Genomic DNA, 23,390 nt, shown 5'->3' on the forward strand with positions numbered 1-23,390 from the left:
ATTGTATGTGAACGTATCCCGAACATCAATCGTCCGAACGCGTTTCAACCTTTTACGGAACCAAGCAGTACCCCTTTGGCAAAATGCTTCTGTAAAAAAGGGTATACGAGCAAAATCGGTACGGTTGAGATGACGATAACCGCCATCTTGATAATTTGCGGCGGCAGCGCCACAAAGTTCTGATCAAACTGGGTCGAGTCGCCAATCCCGCCTTGAGACAGGATAACAATTTGCCGCAGCCATACCTGAATCGGCCACATTTTCGAATCGTTAATGTACAGAATGGCACTGAAAAAGGTGTTCCAATGGCCTACCGCATAAAATAAAGCGAAGGTTGCCAGCACGGGCGCAGATAAAGGAAGAACGATGCGCACCAATATGCCCGGATCACTGCAGCCGTCAATTTTGGCCGCTTCCTCCAGTCCTTCCGGCAGCTGCCGAAAGAAACTGACGACCACGATCAGATTAAAAGCGCTGATCGCATTCGGAATGAGCAAGGCCCAGTAGGTGTTCAGCAATCCCATTGCTTTCACGACGATAAAGGTCGGCAAGATGCCGCCATTAAACAGCATCGTGAACACAATCAGGATCATGCACAGCTTTCTTCCGTCAAAATCTTGTCTGGATAACGGATAAGCCAGCAGCGAGGTAAAAATCAGATTGATCAACGTGCCCGCCACGGTAATGCCTATGGTCACCAACAGACTGTGAACGATCGTATCTGTCGAGAATATATAACGGTATCCCTCAAGTGAGAAGGTCGTCGGAAAAAGTATAAAGCCACGACGGAGCACCTCTTCCGGTTCTGCAAAGGACACCGACACGATGTAAATAAACGGGATTATCGTGATTAAAGCGAATACGAGTAAAAAAGTATAATTAAAGCCGTCAAAGATACGGCTGCCCAAGCCTTTATTAACCATCCTGCACCATCCCTTTCTTAATACAGGCCGCTTTCACCGAATTTTTTAGCCATACGGTTCGCGCCCACTACAAGCACCAGTCCGATCAACGATTTGAACAAACCCACTGTTGTGCTGTAGCTGAATTGTCCCTGCTGGATACCGACATTGTAGACATACGTATCGAATACTTCCCCGACCTCGCGGTTCATGGAATTCAGCATCAGGAAAATTTGTTCAAATCCGGTATCCAGAAAGGATCCCAGTCTTAGAATGAACAGAATAACAATAACACCGCGAATCGCTGGAAGCGTGATATGCCAGAGCCGCCTGAAGCGTCCTGCTCCGTCAATCGTTGCCGCCTCATACAGCTGAGGGTCAACTCCTGCCAATGCTGCCAGGAAAATAATCGTTCCCCAGCCAGTTTCCTTCCATACGACCTGCGATACGATCATCGTTCGGAACCACTCGCTGGAAATCAAAAAGTCAATTTTGGGTATTCCCATGGATGCCAGCATATCATTGACAATTCCACCTTCGGTTGTGAAGAAGATATAGGAAATCCCGACAACAACGACCCACGATACAAAATGCGGAATGTACACAATCGTTTGAATCGTTCGCTTGAAAGCTTCCTTGCGAATCTCATTCAACAATAAAGCCAATATAATCGGCAGTGGAAAAAAGAACACTAAATTGTAAATAGCCAATATCAGCGTGTTCTGGAACAGCATACCGAAGGAAGCATCAAAGAAAAAACGTTCAAAATGCTTCAATCCTACCCACTTGCTATTCATCATGCCGAGAGCCGGCTGATAGTCCTGAAAGGCAATAAGCAGCCCCCACATCGGAAAATATCGAAAAATAATAAAGAAGAGCATACCCGGAAGTGCCATCAGATACAGCCACCTGTTTTTCATCAGACGCTGCATCCTTCGGCGGGCCTTGCTCCTGTTGGCCGTTTGAGCCGGTACGGAAGTCAGTTCCACCAATCATCGTCCTCCTTCATTCCTGTTGATAGCGTCAGCATACCAAGGACCTCGAATTGCCCTCAATAATCAACAGCGCTCCAATTGATTTTATCCAGAGATATCAAGGGTTTAGCAGCCATTATAATCACTAGCGTCCCTGATCCGTAATCATTGAAAGCACATTTGTCTTACCAGCTTTAGCCTACTTGCCTAAACCCTATTTATGGTAAATAGGATTAGCTCGTTGCTTCAGATCGATTCCTTAAATCTAACTTCGCTTTGCACCAAACCAAAAAGCTGTCAGGGACATTTGTCCTTGACAGCCTTTTGGATACCCAAGCGTAGTTCCTATTTACGATACGCTGTTAGAAAATGGTAACGTAATCAGCCAACAGACGCTGATGGTGTAACTCTTCGTTGGAAGTTACTTATGCAGGGGTAGTCAGCTTTATCCATTGCTTTCTGCAGCTGTTAATCCAGCTTCAAAAGATCCAAGAGTGCCAAAGCCCCTTCATGATTAGGCTCCAAAGCAGCAGCTCTATGGGCATAGTTTCTAGCAGCAGCTTCTTTACCAGTCTCATAACAGCAGATCGCCATCGTATAAAGTACATGGGAATCTGCTTCATCAATATGACGCGACCGTTCAAAGAAGATCAACGCATCTTCGAACAAATCCATTTGAACCAGCAGCATGCCGCAAGCCAAAGCTAAATCCGACTTTTCCTCTATGGGGTAGTAGCTCCTCCACATCGCATGCAGCCCCATGCAAATATCATTCATTTCTTGCTCACTGCTAGTGGGCAGCAGCTCCGTGATGCGCTCAGCGCTATGAAGAAACAGCTGAGCATCGTAGCCACCCAATCTCCAAAAGGCATGCAGCTGCGACAGCTCTATTACATCCGTCTGCTCCTCAAACCATGCTTTGAGATAAAAAAAATCACCCGGCCAAAAGCGATCTACAAACCGCCGATAAGCCAAACGGGTATGGGCATAGTTGAACGGTTCTTGAAGCATAAGAATGCAGCCTACATTCAAGTTTTTATATTGATGCTTGGTGAACAGGGTCAAGGCTCCCTTTTGCTCAAAAATATATTGAATCGCATGGTAGTTGGCCTCCAATGAAAAGCTCCCGTGATGAATAAGCTTGGGGGCTTCTGCAAATTCCCAGCTATTTAACCGATGGTCACCCTTATCCGCGGTAAGCAGACAAAAGCCTTCCTGCGACAATTGTCCAAGCCGTTCCAAGCATGCGATTCCAACAGCTGGAAGAAGAACATGCGAATCCTCTAGCTTATGCGCGTACAGCTCGATAAGACTGTGGTAAGGATACGATTCCTGCTCGTATTCAGCCGCTCTGCGATAATGGTACTCAGGGATGATGGTCACCAGCAGATCGGACGGGGCCATATGGGCAGCTTTATCCGGAAAATGCAGTGAAACGTCGCATTCAAATATTCGTGCCTCATCCACATACAGCAGCTCTTGCGGGATGCTGTCAAAAAAGTAATTAGCAATGATAAGCAGCGGCTGTTCCAAATCAGCCGTTCTTATGCGCAGGCCAGATTGCGTCAAGTACAGCTCTGTACCCAACACGGCATCAAACTGCGCGAAATCCAATACTCCCTGCTCGACAAAGGGAAGTAAACACTCATGCTGCTGCCAATAAGAAATATTACGGATTGCCAAGTCACTCATCACATAGCGAAAAGGAGGAAGCGTGAGGCCCGCATAGTCTATAAGCTCGCATAGCTCCTTAAGAACCTGAAACGCTAATCTGCCCGAGCCCGCTCCAAGCTCCAGAATCGTAACGGGTGCAGATATGTGGCCTAACCTAGCTCTATCCTGAAGAAACCCAAATATGATTTCGGCATAAGCATTGGCAATAACCGTATTGCTCGTAATGTACTGTGGAACCTCTTCGCTCTGCCAAGCACGAATGCCTTGTTGTTCATAATAGGATCGCTGCAGCTCCCAAATAGGTGCTTCGCTGAAACGGTATATTGACGGATCGTTGTGAATCATGCTTGATTACCTACTTTACTTAATGGATTCAATACAACAAAAGGATCTATATAAGGAGACTCTGCTCAATCATACGCGGACCCCGATGGACAAAAGAAAAGCTCCTAATCGGAGCTTATTCGACAAAAATACATCCGTGTCTATACGATGTCAATATTACGTACCACTTCGGCTCGTCCCTACAGCTCACTCATTTTCTGCTCGCGATACTGCCCCGGTGTCATTCCCTCCAGCTTACGGAACTGCCGGATAAAATTTTGCGCATTTGTATACTGCAGCCGCTCAGCCACTTCCGTGATTTTCATGTCCGTTCCGCTCAGCCAGCTCTTGGCCATGTCATGTCGATACCCAGCCAAATAGTCGCTGTAGTTCATTCCGGTTTCCTTGCGGAACATCCGGCGAATATAGTGCGTGCTATAGTTCAGACGATGCGCGCACTGCTCAAGTGTCAGGTCACTGTCATAATGCTCATGAACCAGATCCATCACGGAACGGGATATGCTTTTGCCTGACGATTCATGCCGCTTGCGGGTCAGCTCCATCATGGGATAAATAATTTGTTTCTTGAACCAGGCTTCAATTTCCTGCGGCGTCCTCAGGCTGAACAGCTGCTCATACTCATTACGGTGATCTTGGGAGAACAGCTCTCCGGTATCTCCCATATCATAGAGTATACGGGCTAGATCTGTCAGCAGCATCGCGAATGACATCCGATACAGCTGAGGATCGGTTTCGACGCGAAGTACATCCTGAATGAACTGCTCAAGCAGTTCTCCGGCCTTGTCCTTATCGAGAAAAGAGATCGCTTGTGTGAGCTCGGATACCAAATGATGCGGATAATAATGACGTGACTCCTGCTGCGGCTTCAGATCATCCAAATACAGGATCGCCTTTTCACCCAGACGAATCCGGTATTGAAGAGCCTCTTTCGCTTCCAGAAACGCTTGCGGCGTTGTGTAAAGCTGTTCATACGGCCTGCTGATCCCGATACTGACTTTCAGCTCCAAATATTCAGCAGTTGCCCGTTGTATCGACTCGGCCAGGCTGCCCAGCTCACTTAACAGCTCGCTCTGACTGTCGGCATCACTTCCGACAAGTGTCACTTGATAATTGCCGATGGGCATGGCATGAATGCGCTGCGGGGGCGGAATCAGCTCGGACGCCATATTATTAATCGCAAACAAGAGCAGATCCTGTTCATTCACATTGTAGCGTGTTTGCGCCAACGTATCGATTTGCAGCACCAATACGCCATAACGGCGCCAGACGGGGAGCTGGAACTTCGCTGCTTTGTCCTCCAGCTCACTCCGGTACAACTCGCCCTGAAACATCTTCAGCATAAAATAATCGATAAGCTGTCCGGATTGGATCTTCATTTGCCCCTCCAGCTGTTCATTCGACTGATGCAGGGAGGCAAATTGCGTACCAATCCATTGCAATTCGTCCTTAACTGCAGCGCCTCCACTGGACGGCTTGCTATGGCGCATTGTAAATTCCATTAGGCTGCGTACCGGAAAATACATCCGTCTGGAACCCCAATACGACAGCAGCCCAGTAAAAAGCAGCAGCAGCACACAGGCCGTCAGCGTAGCCCAACCGATCGATGCGGATTCCTTCTTGGCCTCCTCCAAAGGAATGATCGATACATAAGTCCAGCTATTGTAGCGGGATTGGTTATAGATAACACTGTATGAGTTTCCATGCGAGGTGCTGTTAATAGAGCCCTGTGTATTTTCGGCGTTTTTCAGCTCTTGCGACCACGGCTCGGATGCCACGCTTTGGCCGATTCTTTTCACATCGCTATGTATAATAATATTCATCTTATCATCCAGAATCATCGATTCCCGCGTTGAAAAGCCTTGCGTGAGCAGCTTGGCAAGCTCCGTATTGGATACACGGACAGACAAGTAGCCCTTGGGCTGGGCAGACGTGGCAGGAATGGTCTTTACCAGCTTGATACCGGAGAAGGTTGAACTCAGCTCTGGCATCCATCGGGAATTATAGGCGGAATTCAGAGACACAGCTTTTTTCGTTGTGTCCATTCCAAAGTAAAAGCCGGTTTCCTTGATATACCATTCGTTCTGAATACTATGCAGCTCTATGTCCTTCACTCCGAGCTCATAGGTTTGAACGCCGAGAAGCCCCTTAACGAGCAGATCAATATCTTGGAAATCTTCAATCTCCATACGCTTGGATACAGAATTGACAACTAAAGGCGTTTCTGCGAATCGCCCGGACACTTGCTCAATGACCTTCAGAATTTGCTCGACACGGTTTTGCGACTGCTGCAGGATGAAAACATTCGCTTCATTAACTTTAGTTTGAACCGTTGATGTGGATTGGAAGAACGAATAGATGCCGAGAAATAGGAGCGGAATCGTACTAATCAAGGTGGTAAACGTCATGAGTTTGATAAAAAAAGAGTATCGCGAGGGCATAGCTTCCTCCATACGGCAAGTATAATGCTTCCCATTGTATCATATACTTTCGCTTTTGAGGACAAATCTTAACGAAGCGAAAGGAATCAGGCAGCTCCAGAGGAATGCCTGATTCCTGGATGCACACCCACTCAGTCGGACATCACTTTCGTAGTCCCATCATTATAGCCAACCACGACCGTACTTGCCATTTGCACGAATAGTCCATGCTCCACAACGCCCGGTATCGAATGGATTTGAGCTCCCAGCTCCTGCGGCAGCAAAATATTATCAAATTTGCAGTCCACAATCCAATTCCCATTATCTGTAATAAATTCTTTGCCTTTATCCAGACGCAGCTGCGGCTTGCAGTTGATTTCTTCGAGACGGCTGATCGTCAGGTTGGAGGCAAACGGCACAATTTCGACGGGCAACGGAAATTTACCCAGATGCTCAACCCGCTTCGATTCGTCAACGATGACAACAAAACGTTTACTATGAAATGCGATGATTTTTTCCCGAAGCAGCGCACCTCCGCCACCCTTGATTAAATTCAGCTGATCATCAACCTCATCGGCCCCGTCTATCGTAAGATCAATACTATTGATTTTGGAAAATTCGACTAGCGGTATCCCTGCTTGTCTGGCTAGATCCTCTGAGCTTTGGGAGCTTGCCACTGCGCGGATATGCAGACCTTCTTTGACTTGCTGCCCGATCTTTTGAATCGCCCAATAGGCAGTAGATCCGGTGCCGAGCCCAACGATCATTCCTTCTTCAATGAATTGTATGGCTTGCTGAGCGGCAATCTCTTTTGGATTCACAGTTATCACTCCCTATTATTTGCATGATCGATCTACTTGATTATAAATCAGGTAAGGCTGGAAAGGTAATTTCAATATGGTACAATAAGGAAAATGCCTTGGAAAGGATGGATCCCTTGAACAAACGCAACCGTTTAATTATCTCTTTGACATTGATTATACTCACTTTGGTTTTATCCTGGAAATATCCTGACGTGACTACATTAGGGGAACAATGGTTCACAGCGTTAGGTTTACCTGTATGGTCAAATGGCCGAGACGGTTTCAACTATTTGGGTATTCTGCTAATGCTGATCGCATTTGCTGGCTTGTATTTACTGAGCTCATCCCTAAACAAGCATAGACGAAAAATAGTAATTGCAGCTATCATCGCGATTGTATGGCTGCCAGCCAACCTTGTTATCGGCTATCAAACTGTATTTGCAAAAGGCATTTATACATTGGAATACGACAGAACCAGCAGCAACTGCACTTACAAAAGAGAAGAGCAATGGCTGACAGGCAGCTGTACCTTAACGTTTATCAACCATGGACGGGATGTTGATTTTTCAGTTGCCATTCGGAGAGGACCTTTTCTCAATAATTCTTTTTTAGAGCAGTTGGATGTGCTAGGAGATCAAACTTTTCACATGGCGGCCCATGATAAAAATTCCATAACGGTACCTTTTAAAAAATGGGCACAAGATGTCGAGACGCCTTCAAGCGGCAGCATGTCGGGCTTTGATATTACGGTTAAGAGTGAAACCTCACAGCGGCATCTGTAGCCTTCAGACCTTATACTTATCTTCTTGTGTTTTCTTAAATAGCTTATTCGCTTTGGAGCCAATACTAAAGCAAATAGCGATCATTATCGGTATGACCATCCAGATAAATCCTCTGACAAATGCAAACGGTGTTTCAAAAAGAAAAGCCTTCCAAAAGATTTCACCGCTTTTATCCCATAGTCCCGGTGTAACATACAATAATTTCGGATTCAGAAAAGCCTTCACATCAATGGAGTGTGTACTAATCAGTACGGCAAACAGAGTAATAAAGGTAGTCGCAGTGGACATCCATATATCCGATATTCTTTTATATCGAGCGGCTTTGGAATCAACATCCGAAAAAATATCGTCACTTCCGTTAACAGCAATTTTTTTGAAATATTGAGCTCCCGAGCTTTTTGTTCCTACGACATGCTTCCAGCCGCTGTCTTCAAAAAGCGTACAATAATCTTCAAAATCTCTTTTGTTTTTAAATTTGCGGTAATCCATTTTTATAGGTGCATGATCGGGTATGGCAGGTTGAAATTCATACCTGATCGATTTTTTGGTGAATATGTAGCCCTGCTTTGCCATTTCATTGAGCCATTGCTCTTCCTTGTCAAAATTAATGAAAAACTTGAATATCCTCATGTCGGTTTCCCCCATTTCTCATCTCAAGGTATGTTTCGTAACCGCAATCATGTGATTCATTCGTTCAAAGTCAAGACGTAGCATTTCCAAACCTTTCTCTGTAATCGCATAAACCTTACGCCGACTATCCTCACTTGTGACAGGCTGTATAAATTTCAGCTTCAACAAGTTCTCAACAGCTCCATAAAGCGTTCCAGCCGCCATTCTTACCTGCCCGCCGCTCAGCTCCTCCACCTTTTGCATAATCAAATAGCCATGCGCCGGCTCCACCAAGGATAAAAGAATATAATAAACGGTTTCGGTAAGCGGTAAATTTTTTTCTCTGCTCATAGGTTATCTCCTTCTACTCAGCACAACTGTATACAGTTCAAGTATATAGTTATACTATATACAGTTAGGCTATATATTGCAACTCTATTCTATTCGGTACGTCATTGATCTGCTTTACGACCGATTCCACAGGAACTTATTAATGGCTCCATTTACTTTTAGGCAAGGCGGCGTTATGTAAGCTATAATATAATCCGTAATCGACAATGGCTGCTTTTTATACTACGAGGTTTGGAAGGTGTGCAACTATGCATATATTAATTATCGAGGACGACCCCAGTATACAAATGCTGCTTAAGCTCAGCCTTGAGGTGGAAGGCTTTCAAACGACGCTGGCCGGAACGGCCTTAGCAGGTATGGAACAATTGGCTGCTCAGCAGATGGATTTGATCCTGCTGGATTTGATGCTGCCCGATCGTTCCGGCTTTGAACTCCTCCAAACGCTTCAGCAGCACTACAAAACAATTCCTGTTATTGTACTTAGTGCCAAAAATGAGATGAACGATAAAATACTCGGTTTTCAGCTGGGGGCCGACGATTATTTGACCAAACCTTTTGAAACTAGAGAGCTGATTGTACGCATCCGGGCTGTCATCCGGCGTATGACTACAGCTGCCCCAGCGCCTGAAACCATTCAAATGGACAAGATCGAAATCGACAAACGGGAGCGTTCTTTAAAGGTCGGCGGCACACTTGTCAAAACGACCAGCAAGGAGTTTGATTTTATGTGGCTGCTATGCAGCCATCCCAAAACCGTATTTACGCGTGAGCAAATACTCGATCAGGTATGGGGCTATGAATTTTATGGACAAACACGCTCCGTCGATATGATGGTTAATCGTTTGCGGGAAAAGATGAAGCCCTTTGACCATTTAGTCGCAACGGTACACGGAACCGGCTACAAGCTGGAGGTATAGGCCATGGGACTGCGAAATAAACTGTTTCTCCAGCATACCGTTACCATCATCATGCTGCTAACCGCTATGTACTTTATCGTAAATTATACGATTAGCAAAAGCATGATTGAACGCGATATCCGCACTTTAAGCCAATACAACACCCTGCACCGCATTGAAGCGTTGAAAATAGTCAATGATAAAAGAATCAATATTGAGCAGCTATTTTCTGGAACCTACGCCCCGCTTATTGCTTCGCATTTGGCCGCGAACAGCAACTTCCAGGTTCAGCTGTTTGCATTAGATGAGACGATAGTCGGCAACAGCGGCGATAAAGAAAATTTACTTAAACGAAATGATATCGAGACCGCATTGACCGGACAGAAGGCTACTGTCATTACGGAATCCGATGATACACAGTATTTAATTTATTCAGCTCCTTTTTTGTATGAGGGAAAGATTGTCGGCGGTTTTCGTTACTTGCTAGATCTCAATCAGCATGTCCAGACGCTTAATGAAATGAGATATTGGTTTATTGGTGTAGCCTTGGGATGCCTATTGTTATCTCTACTCGCGAGCTACTCCTTTTTCTCGATCCTCATGAAGCCTCTGCATGATTTGAAGCAAGCGCTTAAGCTTGTATCAGTCGGCGATTTCAGCAAAAAAATTGTGGTTAACAGTCAGGACGAAGTCAGGGAGCTGGCTAAAGACTTTAATCACATGTCCGATTCCTTGCAGCACCACATTGAAATGCTGCATTACGAGCAAAGTAAACAAAAGACATTTTACGACAATATGACGCACGAATTGAAGACCCCTCTCACCTCCATCATTGGCTTCTCCGATTTGATTGCCAAGATGGATAAGTTGGACGATATTCGCAATTGCAATGTGTATATCCACAAGGAAAGCGGCCGTCTCTTGAACATGGTGGAAGAACTGCTGCAGACTTCTCTCAAAGGGGAAGAGGCGTGGCGGGTAAAGCTTAAGTTCATAGATGTAGCATCGGTTCTTACCGACAGCTTGCGGATACTGGAGCCCACCCTGCAAAAGTCATCGATTTCAACAACCTTGCAGGTATCTCCCTGCGATGTTTATTTGGACCTGGAGCGCACCCAACAGGTGCTGTTTAATGTGATAGATAATGCCATCAAGCATAGCGAATGCACGCATCTGGATATCCTGCTGGAGGAGTACGAGGGGCAGGGCTGTGTTCGTATTGTCGATAACGGAAAAGGAATCTCGGAGCAGGACATGCTCACGTTGTTTCTGCCTTCCGAGCATAAGCAGGATCGTGTTATATCCGCACAATCTCATGGACTGGGTTTACCGCTCTGTAAACAGTTGATGGAGCTGCAGGGCGGCAATATCGTAATAAACAGCCGAGTAGGATTAGGAACTGAGGTACAGCTCTATTTTAACAAAGGCCTTTTCTGGTGAATGTTTGTTACAAAATTGATACAAACCTACAATTTTTTTGAGATAAGAGGAGTGTAAAGTAAATGCCAGAGGAAAAGAAAAGGCTTTCATGGTTTCGTCTCATATTATTACAGGTCGTTGTTGGCTGCATATTGATAGGCGTGTGCGCTTATACCTTTCGAATCCCTGTTGATGAAGTGCGCATCGTTGCACCTGAACAGGATGGACGCGACAAGGTTGCCGGTGTACCTATGCGTGTCAATATCACCTACCCGGGCCTCGGCACGATCTCGATTGATGATCCGAAGGAGCTTCTGAAACTATCCAACACCTTTTATGGGCTATTGACCGTAGGCAAGCAGCAAAATCCGGTGAAATCTCCACGGCTTTTGCTTACAGGATCAATGGCTTATCTGGATCAGGAGAATATTCCCTTTCAAGTCGAGACAAACGCCTTTCGCTTCGGTGACGAGTCGGTCAATTCGCTCAATGTCAGCGCGGAAATTCGTAAACTGCAAAGCACGCTCATCGATAAAACGCTTACTTCAGATACGATAGGTGCTGCGATGGACGATGTTCGTAACGATGTGTTTTCTTTGCAGCAGGGAGAGCTTACCCTTCTCACAAGTGTCGAACGGGAAGCACTTACCGCGAAAATGCGATCAGCTGTCCGCGTCATTGATTTTAGCCATTTTGATTATTTGGCTCAGCGGCCTGACGCCCATTATGTTGTACGGCTTACAGATGACCCCAAGTCCAAGCAGCATTGGCTTCATCTGGACCGTTACAATAACGCTTACATTGTCGTGTTCGACCTGTTGGATGAGACCAACCAAAGAGCCTATTTCAAATTGAACGATGCCTCATAACAATTTGAAGGGATGATGGATGGCATGGCTAGAAAGAAAAATAACACTCCTGTCATTATTTTAGCAGTAATTGTAGTTGTATTGATAGCAGGATTCTTTATGTACAAATCCGGCGTGTTCGGCGGCAAGGCTCAAGGAAAAGTAACGGTATATTCGATTTTCCAAGAGGAAGAAGCACGTAAAATCATGGATAAGTTTAAAGCGGATACCGGTATTGATTATGATATTTTACGTTTGCCAAGCGGTGAAGCGGTTTCACGTGTACAAAATGAAATGGGCAAACCGCAAGCTGACTTCTTGATGGGCGGCCCCGCTGATTCTCATGAGGTATTGAAAAAGGCAGGCGCATTGGAAGCCTACATTTCTCCGAATGCAAAGGATATTCCTGAGAATATGAAAGATAAAGACGGCGCTTGGACTGGTTTTTATTTGAATCCAATCGCAATCGGTATTAATACACAACGTTGGAAAGAAAAATACGGAACAGCTCCTTATCCGGAAACTTTCAAAGAATTGTTAGACCCTAAATTTAAAGGCGAAATCGGGATGTCCGATCCGGCTACATCCGGTACGTCTTACACAGCTGTTGCCTCACTAGCTCAAGTATGGGGCAAGGATGAGATGCTGAAATACATGACCCAGCTATTGCCGAACTTGAAAGAAAGACCTAAATCCGGTATCGAACCGATTCAAAAGGCTGGTAAAGGCGAATACACGATCGGTATTACCTTCCTGGGTGACCAAATCAAAGTAAAAAATCAAGGAAATCCGATTATCAGCATCGTACCAGAAGCAGCAGGCTATGAAGTAGGCGGTCTAGCTATCGTGAAGAACGGACCTAATACCGCAGCAGCCAAGAAGCTAATGGATTATATGTTAACGGCTGAACCTGGGAAAATTTATACAGAGTCTGCTTATTCTGTCTCGGTTAAGCCAGGCGTTCCGGTTCCACCAGGCGGTGTTGATATCAAAACGACCAAATACAATAAATCATACAGTCTATGGACTGCAGCTGAACAAAGAAAAGTATTGCAGGATGCTCTAAAAGATTTGAAATAAGTTGAACCATAGAGACATAGCAGGTCTATGAAGATCCTGCTGTGTCTCCAATGGAAGATTCAGAAAGGTGGTAGCTCTCCCCCTATGATGAAAGAAAAAAAAGGCATCGGGGAGTCGATCGGCCGGCTCGTCAGGGATCCCTCTTCACTCATGCTTGTATTGATTAGTTTTGTTATTTTGCTTCTATTTGTCGTCTATCCACTCGTGTTTGTCATTTTTATTCCTAGTGGCGAAGACTGGATAACCTTTTTTAGCAAGGGCCGCTACGGCACAGCACTGCTGAATACGGTGGTTAGCTCCTCGCTATCCGCAATCACAGCAACCATATTCGGGTTCATTTATGCTTATGCTATTAATTACAGCAACATCAAAGGTAAAAAGTTTTTCCGCTTTATTGCCTTCTTACCGCTGCTAGCTCCTTCAGTCATGAGCGGCTTGGCTTTCCTGCTATTATTCGGTCGGGGCGGCATGGTGTCCCAATATCTGAAAATGTGGTTTAATGTTGAACTGGACTTATATGGGTTACCTGGACTTTGGATTGTTCAGACCATCTCCTATTTCCCGCTTGCGTATATGACAATAACCGGCGTCCTGCGTTCGATTTCTCCGAACCTGGAGGTTGCTGCACAAAACCTGGGTGCTCGTGGCTTCAAGCTGTTTCGCTCCATTACATTTAAGCTTGCACTTCCGGGTGTGATCAACGCCTTCTTGCTTGTAGCCATTAACTGTTTTGCCGATTTTGGGAATCCGAAGCTCATTGGGGGCAATTATACCCTCTTAGCTGTTGAAATTTATGGTGAAATCATTAATAACCAGCCTGGACTCGCTTCTGTTATGGGGATCATCCTGGTCATTCCTGCCCTGCTGGTTTTCGTTATTCAGAACAAACTATTGTCTAAAGGCTCTTATTCGACCATTACAGGTAAACCTGTTTCCGGCCTGAATCGGGTGACAACTTCCAAAAAGACCGATATCATGCTCTTTTCGTTTAATACGTTGATGTCTATTTTCATTATTGCAATGTTTGCCATTACGATCCTGTTTGCTTTCACGAAAAACTTTGGCAGAGATAATACGTTCACGCTTGATCATATGATGAAGGTGGTATTCAGTACTTCCAGTCCTGCGGTGCTTAACAGCTTGGTGCTCTCTTTAATCAGCTCTCTGCTTGCTGTCGCGTTTGGGCTCGTATTGGCGTATGTCGTCGTACGCAAGCCATTTCCGGGCAAAAAATTGCTGGATTTCACCGCTGTGCTGCCTATCGCTTTACCGGGTACCTTCGTAGGACTCGCTTTGATCGTAGCCTTCAGCTCCGGACCGATTATTCTTCAAGGGTCTGCTGTCTTGATTATCGTAGCGATGCTGCTCAAGCAGATGCCCGTTGGTTACCGTGGACTCAGCGCTTCCTTCAAGCAAGTGGATAAATCCATTGAAGAAGCTTCCATGAATCTCGGCGCTGACAGCCGCAAGACACTGACAACGATCGTATTTCCGATGCTGCAAAAAACAATCGTCGCGAATTTCGTTTACGCGTTTATGAAAAACATGAACACCTTGAGTACCATTGTGTTTTTAATAACACCTCAATGGGTCGTTGCGGCCGTGTCCATTTTCAACTATGCAGAGACAGGCACTTATTATTGGGCTGCCGCTGTTGCTGTGGGACTAATGGGAGCAACACTCGGTACACTCGGTATTATTAAATTGATTTTCGGTTCAAAAGTGAAAATTTTTGATTTCTAGAGGTAGGGAGTGGGAATAATGGGAACAGAAGTGTTGCTGGATCTCAAAAACGTGAATAAAGTGTTCGGTGTCAATCACGTTTTGAAAAATATTAACTTGCAGATTGAACGAGGCAAATTCATTACTTTCCTGGGTCCAAGCGGCTGCGGAAAGACGACCCTGCTGCGTTCTATCGCAGGCTTCTATACAGTGGATGAAGGTGAAATCTGGATAGATGGGAAGCTAATGAATGATCTTCCTCCTTATAAACGAGGAACCCCCATGGTATTCCAGGAATATGCGCTGTTTCCTCATATGACCGTATTCGATAATGTGGCTTACGGATTGGATGTTCAAAAGCGCCCTGAAGGTGAAATCCAGGATCGGGTGAAATCAGCCTTAGCCAAAGTGAAGCTAACTGGACTGGAGGAACGTTATCCGCACCAGATGTCCGGTGGCCAGCAGCAGCGTGTAGCTATGGCCCGTGCGCTCGTCATGGACTCTCCGATTATTTTGCTGGATGAGCCGCTAAGTAATTTGGACGCCAAGCTGCGTGAAGAGGTACGGGTTGAATTGAGAAATATTCAGCTTGATTTGGGCTTAACGGTCATCTACGTGACCCATGATCAGGTTGAGGCTTTATCGATGTCGGACCATATCGTCGTCTTTAATAAAGGGGCAATCGATCAGTACGGCACACCTCATGAAATCTATTACAAGCCGCGTACCCAATATGTAGCTGATTTTATTGGAACAACGAATTTTGTCGAGGCCGTCATTTTGCAGATTGATGGTGATAAGGCCACTGTAAAATACGGCAAAAATAATGATACCGTTACCGTCCAAACCAATGAGCAGGTTACGATTGGAGAGAATGTTCTGTTAAGTGTCCGTCCGGAGTCGATGCGTATCAACGATCCAAGTGAGGATGGCTTTAACATCGCTGGAGTCGTCGTCACTTCCTCCATGTTTCTCGGTGAAAAGGAGCGTTATTTCCTTGCAGGCGATGAAGGTAAAGAATGGATTGTCGATGTGTATGACATTGGTCAGACTTCTTACGAGGGTATCGTAAAAATACATGCTGCAGCTAATAAAATTCATTTGATTAAAATCAGCAATTGAAATAAATTAAATGAAGAATATCTTATTTTAATAAGAAAAGCTTCTGATCGAAAGCTTTACGACAAGGAAACATGCGTGTGATTAAAAAAGGAAAACAGTCGTTTTCCTTTTTTAGCTTTTTATGTGAAAGGAGGCGGTTGGCATGTGGAAAAAGGGAATTGGCATCTTGATTTTGTTGGCCATCATACTTGCAGGATACTCCTATTTCTCTGTAAATAAAAATAACCAGCCGCTAAAAGTTTACGTTATTTTTCAGGAAGATGAAGGCCGGATTTTGCTGGAAAAGTTCAAAAAACAGACCGATCAAGCGTATGAAATCATCCGTATGTCAAGTGGAGAAGCCAGCTATCATCTAATGACGATGAATAAAAGCGGAATTGATGTCGTGCTCGGTGGACCCGCCGATCTTCATGAACAATTAAGAAATAGCGGCAAATCCGAACGCTACTTCTCCCAGATGAACGATAAAATTCCGCTGCAGTATAAAAATAAAGAAGGCTATTGGACAGGCATGTACATGGGAGCGCTTGCGATCGGTGTCAATCAACAAGTATGGCAGCACGATTCTAAGCTGGCCTCGATTCCGCTGCCGCAGCGATATGAAGACTTACTCCTCCCTGAGTTAAAAGGAAAGATAGAAATCCCTGACCCGGAAACCTCCGGCACCGGATATACGCTATTGGCCTCTCTTGCGCAGCAGCGGGGAGAGGATGAAGCTATTCAATTGATGCAAGCTTTAAAGAAACAAAGCTCATCGACTACATTCGCGGGAATTACCTCAGCCCAGCGGCTTGCTGTAGGCGATGTAGCCGCCGTCGTGTGCTTTTTGGGTGATCAGCTTCGCTTTACGAATTCAGGCTATGACATCAACTCCTATATTCCTCCTCAGGCTGGTTGGGAAATCGGAGCCGTGTCCATCCTGAAAAGCGGGAACAACACGACAGCAGCCAAAAAGCTCGTCGATTTTGTTCTGTCCAAGGACGCACAAACCGATTACATGAATGCCGCGTTCTCGCTCCCTGTACTTCCAGACATTCCGGTTCATCCATTGCTATCCCATGTGAAGCTGGAGAACCTGCTGGTTACGTACCGCTTTGATGTTGCCGCCCAGCGTCGGGAGCAGCTGCTGAGCCGGTGGCGATCTGTTAAGGAATGACATCGCACACAAATCTGGACCTGACACGGATTCAGCATGAGCTATCTGAGAAATGTACGAGACGCACGGCTAAGGGTTGGCACAAGCAGTTATTTTTAATTTTCAAGTCCCAAGATATACGCACTGATTTAGAAAAAATAACCTTCCGATCCACTTTCACATTGGATCAGAAGGTTATTTACATTTTATGGGATAAATTACATCATTCCGCAACTTTGATGAGGTCATTCCCAATTGTACAGTTGTAGATAGGGCTACCCGCCCGATCGGCTCTAGAAATCCGGTCTAGTGCCAATCACAACGGTGGCGTCCAGTTCGTCAGAACTGGTCATCTGCGGAATCAACCCGTTGCAAGCGAAGATCTCGACTGTCTGCGGTGCCTGCCTCTGACTAGTCTCGACCAGCAGGTGACCCCCTGGCGCCAGCCAGAGTGGCGCCGCTGCTGCCACTCGCCGCTGGACGTCCAGTCCGTCCGCACCCCCGTCGAGCGCAATCCACGCCTCATGGATGCGAGCTTCCGGGGGAAGCAGTCTGATCGCTTCGGTGGGTACGTAGGGAGCGTTAGCGACCAGAATATCGACACGACCCTGCAGTTCGACGGGCAGCGGATCATAGAGGTCACCTTCGTACACGTGACCGCCGACGGCCGTGACGTTGCGATGGGCACACCGTACTGCAGTAGGGTCGATCTCGACGGCGTACAGCTCGATCCGATCTAGAGCTGCCACCAGCGCGGTGCCCAACGCGCCTGAGCCGCAGCACAGGTCCACTACCACAGCCCTTGAGCGAGCGAGGGCGATTGCCTGGCGGACAAGAAACTCGGTACGTTGGCGGGGTACGAACACTCCGGGGTCCACCGCTATCCGCAGACCGCAGAACTCCGCCCAGCCGATGACGTGCTCGAGGGGCAAACCAGCGGATCTTCGGTCCACCATCGCAGCGAGGTCGGCCAATGTCTGTGCCGCGGAAATGAGTAAACGGGTCTCATCTTCAGCAAAAACACAACCGGAAGCCCGAAGCCTATTGACGATGATTGAATAAGTGATATCTCCATGAAAGTCGCCACAATTAACCAATGATGCCACCCTAGCTTGGAGTGCTGTACCACCATCAACATCAATGTATTTTCCGATGCTCGATGCTGCTTTTCTTAAGTCCATAAATTCCCCCTTACTAAAAATGGATAATAAATTCATTTTATCCCCATCGGAGTTTACTGGACAGGTACAAATTCGTTATAAGAAACTATACTGTCCGATCAAAAAAAGAGAACGTTCCCGCGCCTTGGCTCGGGTAAAGTCCTCTACAATTTTTGATCATTTTCAATAAAGCATATACGCTTGCCGTTTATATTTTTTCGACAAACTCGGTAACAAGGTCAAAGAAAATGGGATGTTAATCACACCACAAATCGCCGCAGAGCAAATCATAAAATTATTATTAAGTGACCGATTTACACAAGGAGCTATCATCGAAAATTTATACGCATGACTTCGAGCGCGTTCTAACTTGTATGATCTATTCATGAGGAGGCCCTTGACTATGGATCCGAGTTAACGATTCAGCAGGTTGCATCCCGAACGGGTTTAAGTGTACATACTTTCGTTTTTATGAGCGAGTCGGTTTGATGGACCCGATCCATCGAACAAGCAATTGACGGAAGCCTGAGACGGCTCGGTACCGATTATATCGATTTATATTTTGCCCACATTGATGATGTAGAAACTTCGCTTGAGGAGATATTGGAAGCATTCGATAGGCTTGTCCGTGCTGGAAAAGTAAGGGCAAGCCAGAACAGCTTCAGGAGAATCTGGATCCCCTGAACATCCAGCTAAGTCAGGAGCATCTTCACAGGCTTCGAACAGCTGGTTAGTCAAACGGCTTCCAATAATTCCGTCTGGTTAAATCGGCCGTCACATTGTGGCGGCCGCAATCCTCACTAACACCTTCTTAGCTATTTAGCAATGACCCTCAATATTAACAATTGCTGTAAAGCAGCTTCACGTATCCCCATTATTTTGATATGCTTTAAGTACTGTACAACCCTTAAAGACGGCAGTATACTGAGAAGAATGCCCTCTAATAACAATGTGGCTTACACCTATGACAAACTGATCTGCCTACGCTATCATTTCATAAATTCCTATTACAATTAACAAAATGCCACCAATCCTCTCAGCATACTGGCTCACCCAGGTTTTCGCAGCCATAAAGCCTAACCGCGTGCCGCCATATATAAAGAGAATTGAAAACAACCCTGCAGCAAGTGTCGTCCATAGAGGGGAAACCCCTGTCGCTCCTGCTCCAAATCCGGTTGCCATATTGTTCAGAGCCAAAGCCAAACCCAAGGTAAGTGATTCCTTCCACGAAATTACCTTATTAAGATCAATGTCAGCAGTTGAAGGGTGATGGATAACATCAATCAGATTAGGGCTGTCAGAAGCAGGTGGTTCCGGGAGCTTAGCACGCCAACTGCTGATTAAACCCCAAATCCCGATTATGAGGATCATGCATGCACCCAGCAAGTTTGCGGCAAATCCTGAAATAAATTCCGTCACGTAATCCCCAAGTGCTATGGATACATATGTACCCAGCATCGTAATAACGGCAATAATCCCATTGGATAACGCTGGTATCTTGGTCGAGCGGATACCAAATGAAATACCTATCCCCAGATTATCCAGATTTGAGGCTAAAGCAATGAAGATTATGGAAATCCAATGCATGCCGATGTCCCCATTCCATTAAAATGAATACCATCTCCTACCATATGCTGCCCCGCCCAGATGGTGAATGATTGGGATCATAAGCGCCCACATTTTTGGGGGTAGCCAGCGGAAAAGCATATGAAAATGAGTCCATGCATTGGGGATTGCATGACTCAGAGCATGCTGGGACATGTAAATACAACATCATGGTTGACGGAGTGATTAAATGAAAGAAAAATTAAAACGGCTGGATCAACCCATCATTTGGGTTTTGCTCAGCTTTCTCTGCATAAGTACGGCTGTTATATTCAGTGCCACTACAGGAACCAGCTACAATGGTCTGCATATTAACAATGCCATTACCTTCGGTATACTTTTTTTCGTTATGATCGGTATCGCACTTATCGACTACAGGATTTTCGTCAATCATCTCTCGATTATTATTTACGTTGTTGGCCTCATCCTGCTCTTGTTAGTCATAGCGAAGGGAATGGATATTAATGGTTCCAAACGTTGGTTGAACCTCGGTTTTATGGCCTTTCAGCCTTCGGAAATCATGAAGATTTGTGTTATTTTATTGCTCGCCAAATGGATGAAAAAAAGAGAGGGCGATTCTTTGCACCTACTCAAGGATCTCCTTCCGATGGGGATTATCGTATTTATTCCTTTTTTCATTGTGCTTCAACAGCCCGACCTTGGAACATCCATTGTATTTGTATCGATATTTATTGGGATGATCTGGATAGGAAATATTCGTCTGGCACACGTGGTCATTGGACTTATTACGATAGGTATCCTTGCTGCAGGAATAACATCCCTGTATTTGTCCGAGTCTCCCCTATTTTCTAAAATCGTGAAGCCGCACCAGATGCAGCGGATTCAGACCTTCTTGGATCCCAAAAATGACCCGGACAATAGCTGGCATGTGGTGAATTCTATCAAGGCGATTTCTGCCGGGCAGCTGACTGGCGACGGTTATCTTAAGGGAGCATTGGTCCACAGAGGATACATCCCCTATGATTACGCAGATTCGATCTTTGTTGTAGTAGGCGAGGAATTCGGGTTTCTTGGAGCCTCCGCTCTGCTGCTGCTCTATTTCATCTTAATTTATAGAATGATTCGGATCGCGATCGATCGCTCTGAATTGGAGGGTACTTACGTTGTTATTGGTGTCATATCCATGTTTACACTGCAAATATTTGAAAATATTGCTATGCATATCGGTTTAATGCCATTAACCGGCATTGCGCTGCCGTTTATCAGTTATGGCGGCAGCTCTCTTTTAACGAATATGATCTCGATGGGCCTTGTATTAAGCGTTAAAATCCATCAGACTCCTGAAAGAATCTATTCAGACTGATGGTTTCCATCCGCAGGCTCCAACACGCCAAGCTCCATGCACATGTTGATGGATAAAACCTTAATTCCCGTTTTAAAACGAATCTGTACCCGATCCTCCTCGATGCTGATAATTTCCCCATAGCCAATAACCCGATGCTTCACGAATTGCCCTACTCCCAGGTCTGCCATACGTTTGATCGCGTTAGGATTGTCGGGAACGTTCGGTTGACTCTTCACCTGTTTCACGGGTTTACTCTGGGGAGGGATCGGTTTGGGTGGGTTCAGTATATGCTGAATCGCCGACACAAATTGTGACTCTTTGACCTTCTCTCCATCACGCTCTTTATAGGTAACCAGCTCCAGCTTGGATTTGGTTCGTGTCATACCTACATAAAATAAGCGGACTGCCTCCTCCATAAGCGCCACGTCACCTTTAGCCTGCTTTTCTATATCTTCCGTGGAAGGCAGGATTCCATCAATCAGATCGATCATATATACCCGTTCAAACTCCAGTCCCTTGGAGCTATGCAAAGTTGAAAAGGTTACCACATTGTGTTCCCTTTGGAATTTGGACTGCTTCATGACTAATTCCAAATGCTTAAGCCGCTGGGCAAAATCAGTCATCGTATCCAAGGTGGTGGCGATCCCCTCCAGCGTGTTCAGAATCCCGATCACCACATCCTTGCGGAATCCAAGGCGCTCACTTAGCTTCTCAATCGCCTTCTCGTAGCCCAGTCGGGTACGTATCACCTGGATCGCATGCAGCGGCGGCATTTCCTTCATTTGAGCCAAGGTTTCCTTGCATTCCATCAGAAGCTTACGCTGATAGTCCTGAAGCTCCACATAATTCAGTAAATTATCAAAGACGGATTCATTGTTGTTGATTTCCTTCAGCGCGGACATTTGCTGCTTGGTAATATATCCGCTGATTTTGGTATGAATGGCTTCCATAATATCGGCACGCTTGTCCGTAAAGGCCATCCGCATGAAATTCAAAATATCCTTCACGACCCAATGGGAGAAAAAGCGAAGATCGTGATCCTTCATATAAAATGGAATACCTGCCCGCTCAAATTCATTAATTAAAATAACGGATGAAGCATTATTGCGGTACAAAATGGCGACATCCCGGAAATTTTCCACCTCTTGAACCTGTTCAATCAAATACTTGACCTGATATTGATAATCAGCAAAGCTCCTGATCTGAATTGGTTTGTGTGAAGGGTTGGTAGTAAACATATTTTTGTCGTAACGATTCTGATTTCGCTTAATAAATTGATTGGTCACACTCACAATGTCTTGAGAGGATCTGTAGTTCTGCTCCATAAACAACGTAACGGCTTTCGGGTAAGCAGCTTTAAAGTTGAGCAAATACGAAGGCTCGGCACCTCTCCAGCTGTAAATCGATTGGTCATCATCAGCAACTACACACAGATTGCCATGCTCACGTACCAGCTTTTCGATAATGGCATGCTGCACCATCGAGGTATCCTGGCTCTCATCGGTCAAAACATGATCATACCTGTGCTGGTATTTCCCAAGCAGCTCCCGGTCTCTTTCCATAATCTCATTGCAAAGTGTCAGCATATCATCATAATCGACCAGCAGCTTGTCGGTACCTGAACGTTTAAACCGTTCATATTCCCACAGGATTCGATCGGCTTTGGGCACCTCGCATTTGACCAGCGGCCACGATTCTTCAGGAACCATTTTATTTTTGATGTAGCTGATGTAGGTGGTCAGCTCGTCCATTTGATCCTCGGTAATGGGTTCATTATGGAGCTTGGAATACAAGTCCCTCAGGATCAGCTTTTTATGCAGTAGAGGCATGCCTTCCAACCTCGGCTTCCCCTGCTCCTCAAGGTCTATATTTCCCTCAATTAATTGATAGGACATTCTCGTTTTACGAAAATGCTCCCGAACGACCTCAAAGGCTAGACTATGAATGGTTGAAAAATCGATCGGTGGGAGGTCAGGAAAAAAACGTTTGAACCGCTCTTTCATATCCGCCGCCGAGGCACGACTGAAGGTAACAGCCTTGATGCGTGTAGGAGGAACTCGCTTTTCTTCAATTAAATAACCGATCCTCATAATGATGGTGGTCGTTTTCCCAGATCCCGGCGATGCCAAAAGAAGCAGGGCTCCCTCCGTCTGAAGGACCGCCTGCTTCTGAACCTCACTGAGAGATACATCGATCTCGTTAAACTTGCGTGCAAAAAAATCTGCCTGTTTACTCATTTT

The 23,390-nt window shown here is 45.7% G+C and carries 20 protein-coding genes; 10 read left to right on the forward strand and 10 right to left on the reverse strand.

Going from position 1 to position 23,390, the window contains the following annotated elements; translation table 11 throughout:
- Window positions 1-44 precede the first annotated feature (44 nt).
- The 5 genes from BM210_RS03760 to rpiA all read right to left on the reverse strand — a co-directional run bounded on the left by BM210_RS03760 (window position 45) and on the right by rpiA (window position 7,133).
- On the reverse strand, window positions 45-923 hold the full coding sequence (locus BM210_RS03760) for a carbohydrate ABC transporter permease (protein WP_091164498.1): 879 nt from the start codon (window positions 921-923) through the stop codon (window positions 45-47).
- 17 nt (window positions 924-940) lie between these two features.
- Window positions 941-1,834: an ABC transporter permease gene (locus tag BM210_RS03765; protein ID WP_256223237.1), complete on the reverse strand. Its 894-nt coding sequence runs from the start codon at window positions 1,832-1,834 to the stop codon at window positions 941-943.
- Window positions 1,835-2,344: 510 nt separating this feature from the next.
- Window positions 2,345-3,895: a class I SAM-dependent methyltransferase gene (locus BM210_RS03770; protein ID WP_091164501.1), complete on the reverse strand. Its 1,551-nt coding sequence runs from the start codon at window positions 3,893-3,895 to the stop codon at window positions 2,345-2,347.
- 179 nt (window positions 3,896-4,074) lie between these two features.
- Entirely contained in the window at window positions 4,075-6,333 is a 2,259-nt protein-coding gene (locus BM210_RS03775; protein WP_218184888.1) for a helix-turn-helix domain-containing protein, read from the reverse strand.
- Between the two features lie 131 nt (window positions 6,334-6,464).
- Window positions 6,465-7,133, reverse strand: coding sequence for a ribose-5-phosphate isomerase RpiA (rpiA, locus tag BM210_RS03780; protein ID WP_091164505.1), 669 nt, complete (start codon window positions 7,131-7,133; stop codon window positions 6,465-6,467).
- Window positions 7,134-7,249: 116 nt separating this feature from the next.
- Between rpiA and BM210_RS03785 the strand changes: the two genes are divergently transcribed.
- Window positions 7,250-7,897 carry a hypothetical protein gene (locus BM210_RS03785; RefSeq protein WP_143100985.1) on the forward strand — a complete coding sequence of 216 codons (648 nt, stop codon included), beginning with the start codon at window positions 7,250-7,252 and terminating at the stop codon, window positions 7,895-7,897.
- A gap of 3 nt (window positions 7,898-7,900) precedes the next feature.
- Here BM210_RS03785 and BM210_RS03790 read toward each other — a convergent pair whose 3' ends face one another.
- Both BM210_RS03790 and BM210_RS03795 read right to left on the reverse strand, forming a co-directional pair.
- Window positions 7,901-8,527 (reverse strand): DUF2812 domain-containing protein, encoded by a 627-nt coding sequence (locus tag BM210_RS03790; RefSeq protein ID WP_091164511.1) that lies wholly within the window; start codon window positions 8,525-8,527, stop codon window positions 7,901-7,903.
- Window positions 8,528-8,545: 18 nt separating this feature from the next.
- Window positions 8,546-8,857: a PadR family transcriptional regulator gene (locus BM210_RS03795; RefSeq protein WP_091164513.1), complete on the reverse strand. Its 312-nt coding sequence runs from the start codon at window positions 8,855-8,857 to the stop codon at window positions 8,546-8,548.
- Window positions 8,858-9,105: 248 nt separating this feature from the next.
- Here BM210_RS03795 and BM210_RS03800 point away from each other — a divergent pair, with 248 nt between their 5' ends.
- The 7 genes from BM210_RS03800 to BM210_RS03830 all read left to right on the forward strand — a co-directional run bounded on the left by BM210_RS03800 (window position 9,106) and on the right by BM210_RS03830 (window position 17,100).
- Window positions 9,106-9,774, forward strand: coding sequence for a response regulator transcription factor (locus BM210_RS03800; protein ID WP_177237610.1), 669 nt, complete (start codon window positions 9,106-9,108; stop codon window positions 9,772-9,774).
- Window positions 9,775-9,777: 3 nt separating this feature from the next.
- A complete protein-coding gene (locus BM210_RS03805) occupies window positions 9,778-11,193 on the forward strand; it encodes a sensor histidine kinase (protein ID WP_091164519.1) in 1,416 nt (471 codons plus the stop codon).
- Window positions 11,194-11,255: 62 nt separating this feature from the next.
- Window positions 11,256-12,041 carry a DUF3919 family protein gene (locus BM210_RS03810; RefSeq protein WP_091164522.1) on the forward strand — a complete coding sequence of 262 codons (786 nt, stop codon included), beginning with the start codon at window positions 11,256-11,258 and terminating at the stop codon, window positions 12,039-12,041.
- A 24-nt stretch (window positions 12,042-12,065) separates the two neighbouring features.
- Window positions 12,066-13,100, forward strand: coding sequence for an ABC transporter substrate-binding protein (locus BM210_RS03815; RefSeq protein WP_177237611.1), 1,035 nt, complete (start codon window positions 12,066-12,068; stop codon window positions 13,098-13,100).
- Window positions 13,101-13,184: 84 nt separating this feature from the next.
- Window positions 13,185-14,843, forward strand: a complete 1,659-nt coding sequence (locus BM210_RS03820) for an ABC transporter permease (protein WP_177237612.1) — start codon at window positions 13,185-13,187, stop codon at window positions 14,841-14,843.
- 18 nt (window positions 14,844-14,861) lie between these two features.
- Window positions 14,862-15,944 (forward strand): ABC transporter ATP-binding protein, encoded by a 1,083-nt coding sequence (locus tag BM210_RS03825; RefSeq protein ID WP_091164530.1) that lies wholly within the window; start codon window positions 14,862-14,864, stop codon window positions 15,942-15,944.
- Between the two features lie 142 nt (window positions 15,945-16,086).
- On the forward strand, window positions 16,087-17,100 hold the full coding sequence (locus tag BM210_RS03830) for an extracellular solute-binding protein (protein ID WP_091164532.1): 1,014 nt from the start codon (window positions 16,087-16,089) through the stop codon (window positions 17,098-17,100).
- Window positions 17,101-17,372: 272 nt separating this feature from the next.
- Here the strand turns inward: BM210_RS03830 and BM210_RS03835 are convergent, their stop codons facing one another.
- The gene (locus BM210_RS03835; RefSeq protein WP_091164534.1) at window positions 17,373-18,260 is read right to left on the reverse strand and encodes a putative protein N(5)-glutamine methyltransferase; all 888 of its coding nucleotides are present in this window, start codon (window positions 18,258-18,260) and stop codon (window positions 17,373-17,375) included.
- A gap of 480 nt (window positions 18,261-18,740) precedes the next feature.
- Between BM210_RS03835 and BM210_RS03840 the strand changes: the two genes are divergently transcribed.
- Window positions 18,741-18,923, forward strand: coding sequence for an aldo/keto reductase (locus tag BM210_RS03840; RefSeq protein ID WP_091164537.1), 183 nt, complete (start codon window positions 18,741-18,743; stop codon window positions 18,921-18,923).
- Between the two features lie 297 nt (window positions 18,924-19,220).
- Here the strand turns inward: BM210_RS03840 and ytaF are convergent, their stop codons facing one another.
- Window positions 19,221-19,826, reverse strand: coding sequence for a sporulation membrane protein YtaF (gene ytaF / locus BM210_RS03845; RefSeq protein WP_091164539.1), 606 nt, complete (start codon window positions 19,824-19,826; stop codon window positions 19,221-19,223).
- Window positions 19,827-20,034: 208 nt separating this feature from the next.
- On the opposite strand from ytaF, the gene BM210_RS03850 reads away from it, so the two are divergent.
- Window positions 20,035-21,168: an FtsW/RodA/SpoVE family cell cycle protein gene (locus tag BM210_RS03850; protein ID WP_091164541.1), complete on the forward strand. Its 1,134-nt coding sequence runs from the start codon at window positions 20,035-20,037 to the stop codon at window positions 21,166-21,168.
- Here BM210_RS03850 and BM210_RS03855 read toward each other — a convergent pair.
- Window positions 21,156-23,387 (reverse strand): ATP-dependent helicase, encoded by a 2,232-nt coding sequence (locus BM210_RS03855; RefSeq protein WP_091164746.1) that lies wholly within the window; start codon window positions 23,385-23,387, stop codon window positions 21,156-21,158. The genes BM210_RS03850 and BM210_RS03855 overlap by 13 nt on opposite strands.
- Window positions 23,388-23,390 lie beyond the last annotated feature (3 nt).

Source organism: Paenibacillus sp. 1_12, assembly GCF_900114475.1.
GTDB lineage: Bacteria > Bacillota > Bacilli > Paenibacillales > NBRC-103111 > Paenibacillus_S.

Bases quoted from the DNA above. Each gene is read 5' to 3' on its own strand.
- BM210_RS03765 (WP_256223237.1), bottom strand. From the start codon at position 1,834: ATGCAGCGTCTGATGAAAAACAGGTGGCTGTATCTGATGGCACTTCCG.
- BM210_RS03835 (WP_091164534.1), bottom strand. From the start codon at position 18,260: ATGGACTTAAGAAAAGCAGCATCGAGCATCGGAAAATACATTGATGTT.
- BM210_RS03830 (WP_091164532.1), top strand. From the start codon at position 16,087: ATGTGGAAAAAGGGAATTGGCATCTTGATTTTGTTGGCCATCATACTT.
- ytaF (WP_091164539.1), bottom strand. From the start codon at position 19,826: ATGCATTGGATTTCCATAATCTTCATTGCTTTAGCCTCAAATCTGGAT.
- BM210_RS03820 (WP_177237612.1), top strand. From the start codon at position 13,185: ATGATGAAAGAAAAAAAAGGCATCGGGGAGTCGATCGGCCGGCTCGTC.
- BM210_RS03775 (WP_218184888.1), bottom strand. From the start codon at position 6,333: ATGCCCTCGCGATACTCTTTTTTTATCAAACTCATGACGTTTACCACC.
- BM210_RS03795 (WP_091164513.1), bottom strand. From the start codon at position 8,857: ATGAGCAGAGAAAAAAATTTACCGCTTACCGAAACCGTTTATTATATT.
- BM210_RS03770 (WP_091164501.1), bottom strand. From the start codon at position 3,895: ATGATTCACAACGATCCGTCAATATACCGTTTCAGCGAAGCACCTATT.
- BM210_RS03810 (WP_091164522.1), top strand. From the start codon at position 11,256: ATGCCAGAGGAAAAGAAAAGGCTTTCATGGTTTCGTCTCATATTATTA.
- BM210_RS03850 (WP_091164541.1), top strand. From the start codon at position 20,035: ATGAAAGAAAAATTAAAACGGCTGGATCAACCCATCATTTGGGTTTTG.
- BM210_RS03855 (WP_091164746.1), bottom strand. From the start codon at position 23,387: ATGAGTAAACAGGCAGATTTTTTTGCACGCAAGTTTAACGAGATCGAT.
- BM210_RS03760 (WP_091164498.1), bottom strand. From the start codon at position 923: ATGGTTAATAAAGGCTTGGGCAGCCGTATCTTTGACGGCTTTAATTAT.
- BM210_RS03825 (WP_091164530.1), top strand. From the start codon at position 14,862: ATGGGAACAGAAGTGTTGCTGGATCTCAAAAACGTGAATAAAGTGTTC.
- BM210_RS03800 (WP_177237610.1), top strand. From the start codon at position 9,106: ATGCATATATTAATTATCGAGGACGACCCCAGTATACAAATGCTGCTT.
- BM210_RS03790 (WP_091164511.1), bottom strand. From the start codon at position 8,527: ATGAGGATATTCAAGTTTTTCATTAATTTTGACAAGGAAGAGCAATGG.
- BM210_RS03815 (WP_177237611.1), top strand. From the start codon at position 12,066: ATGGCTAGAAAGAAAAATAACACTCCTGTCATTATTTTAGCAGTAATT.
- BM210_RS03805 (WP_091164519.1), top strand. From the start codon at position 9,778: ATGGGACTGCGAAATAAACTGTTTCTCCAGCATACCGTTACCATCATC.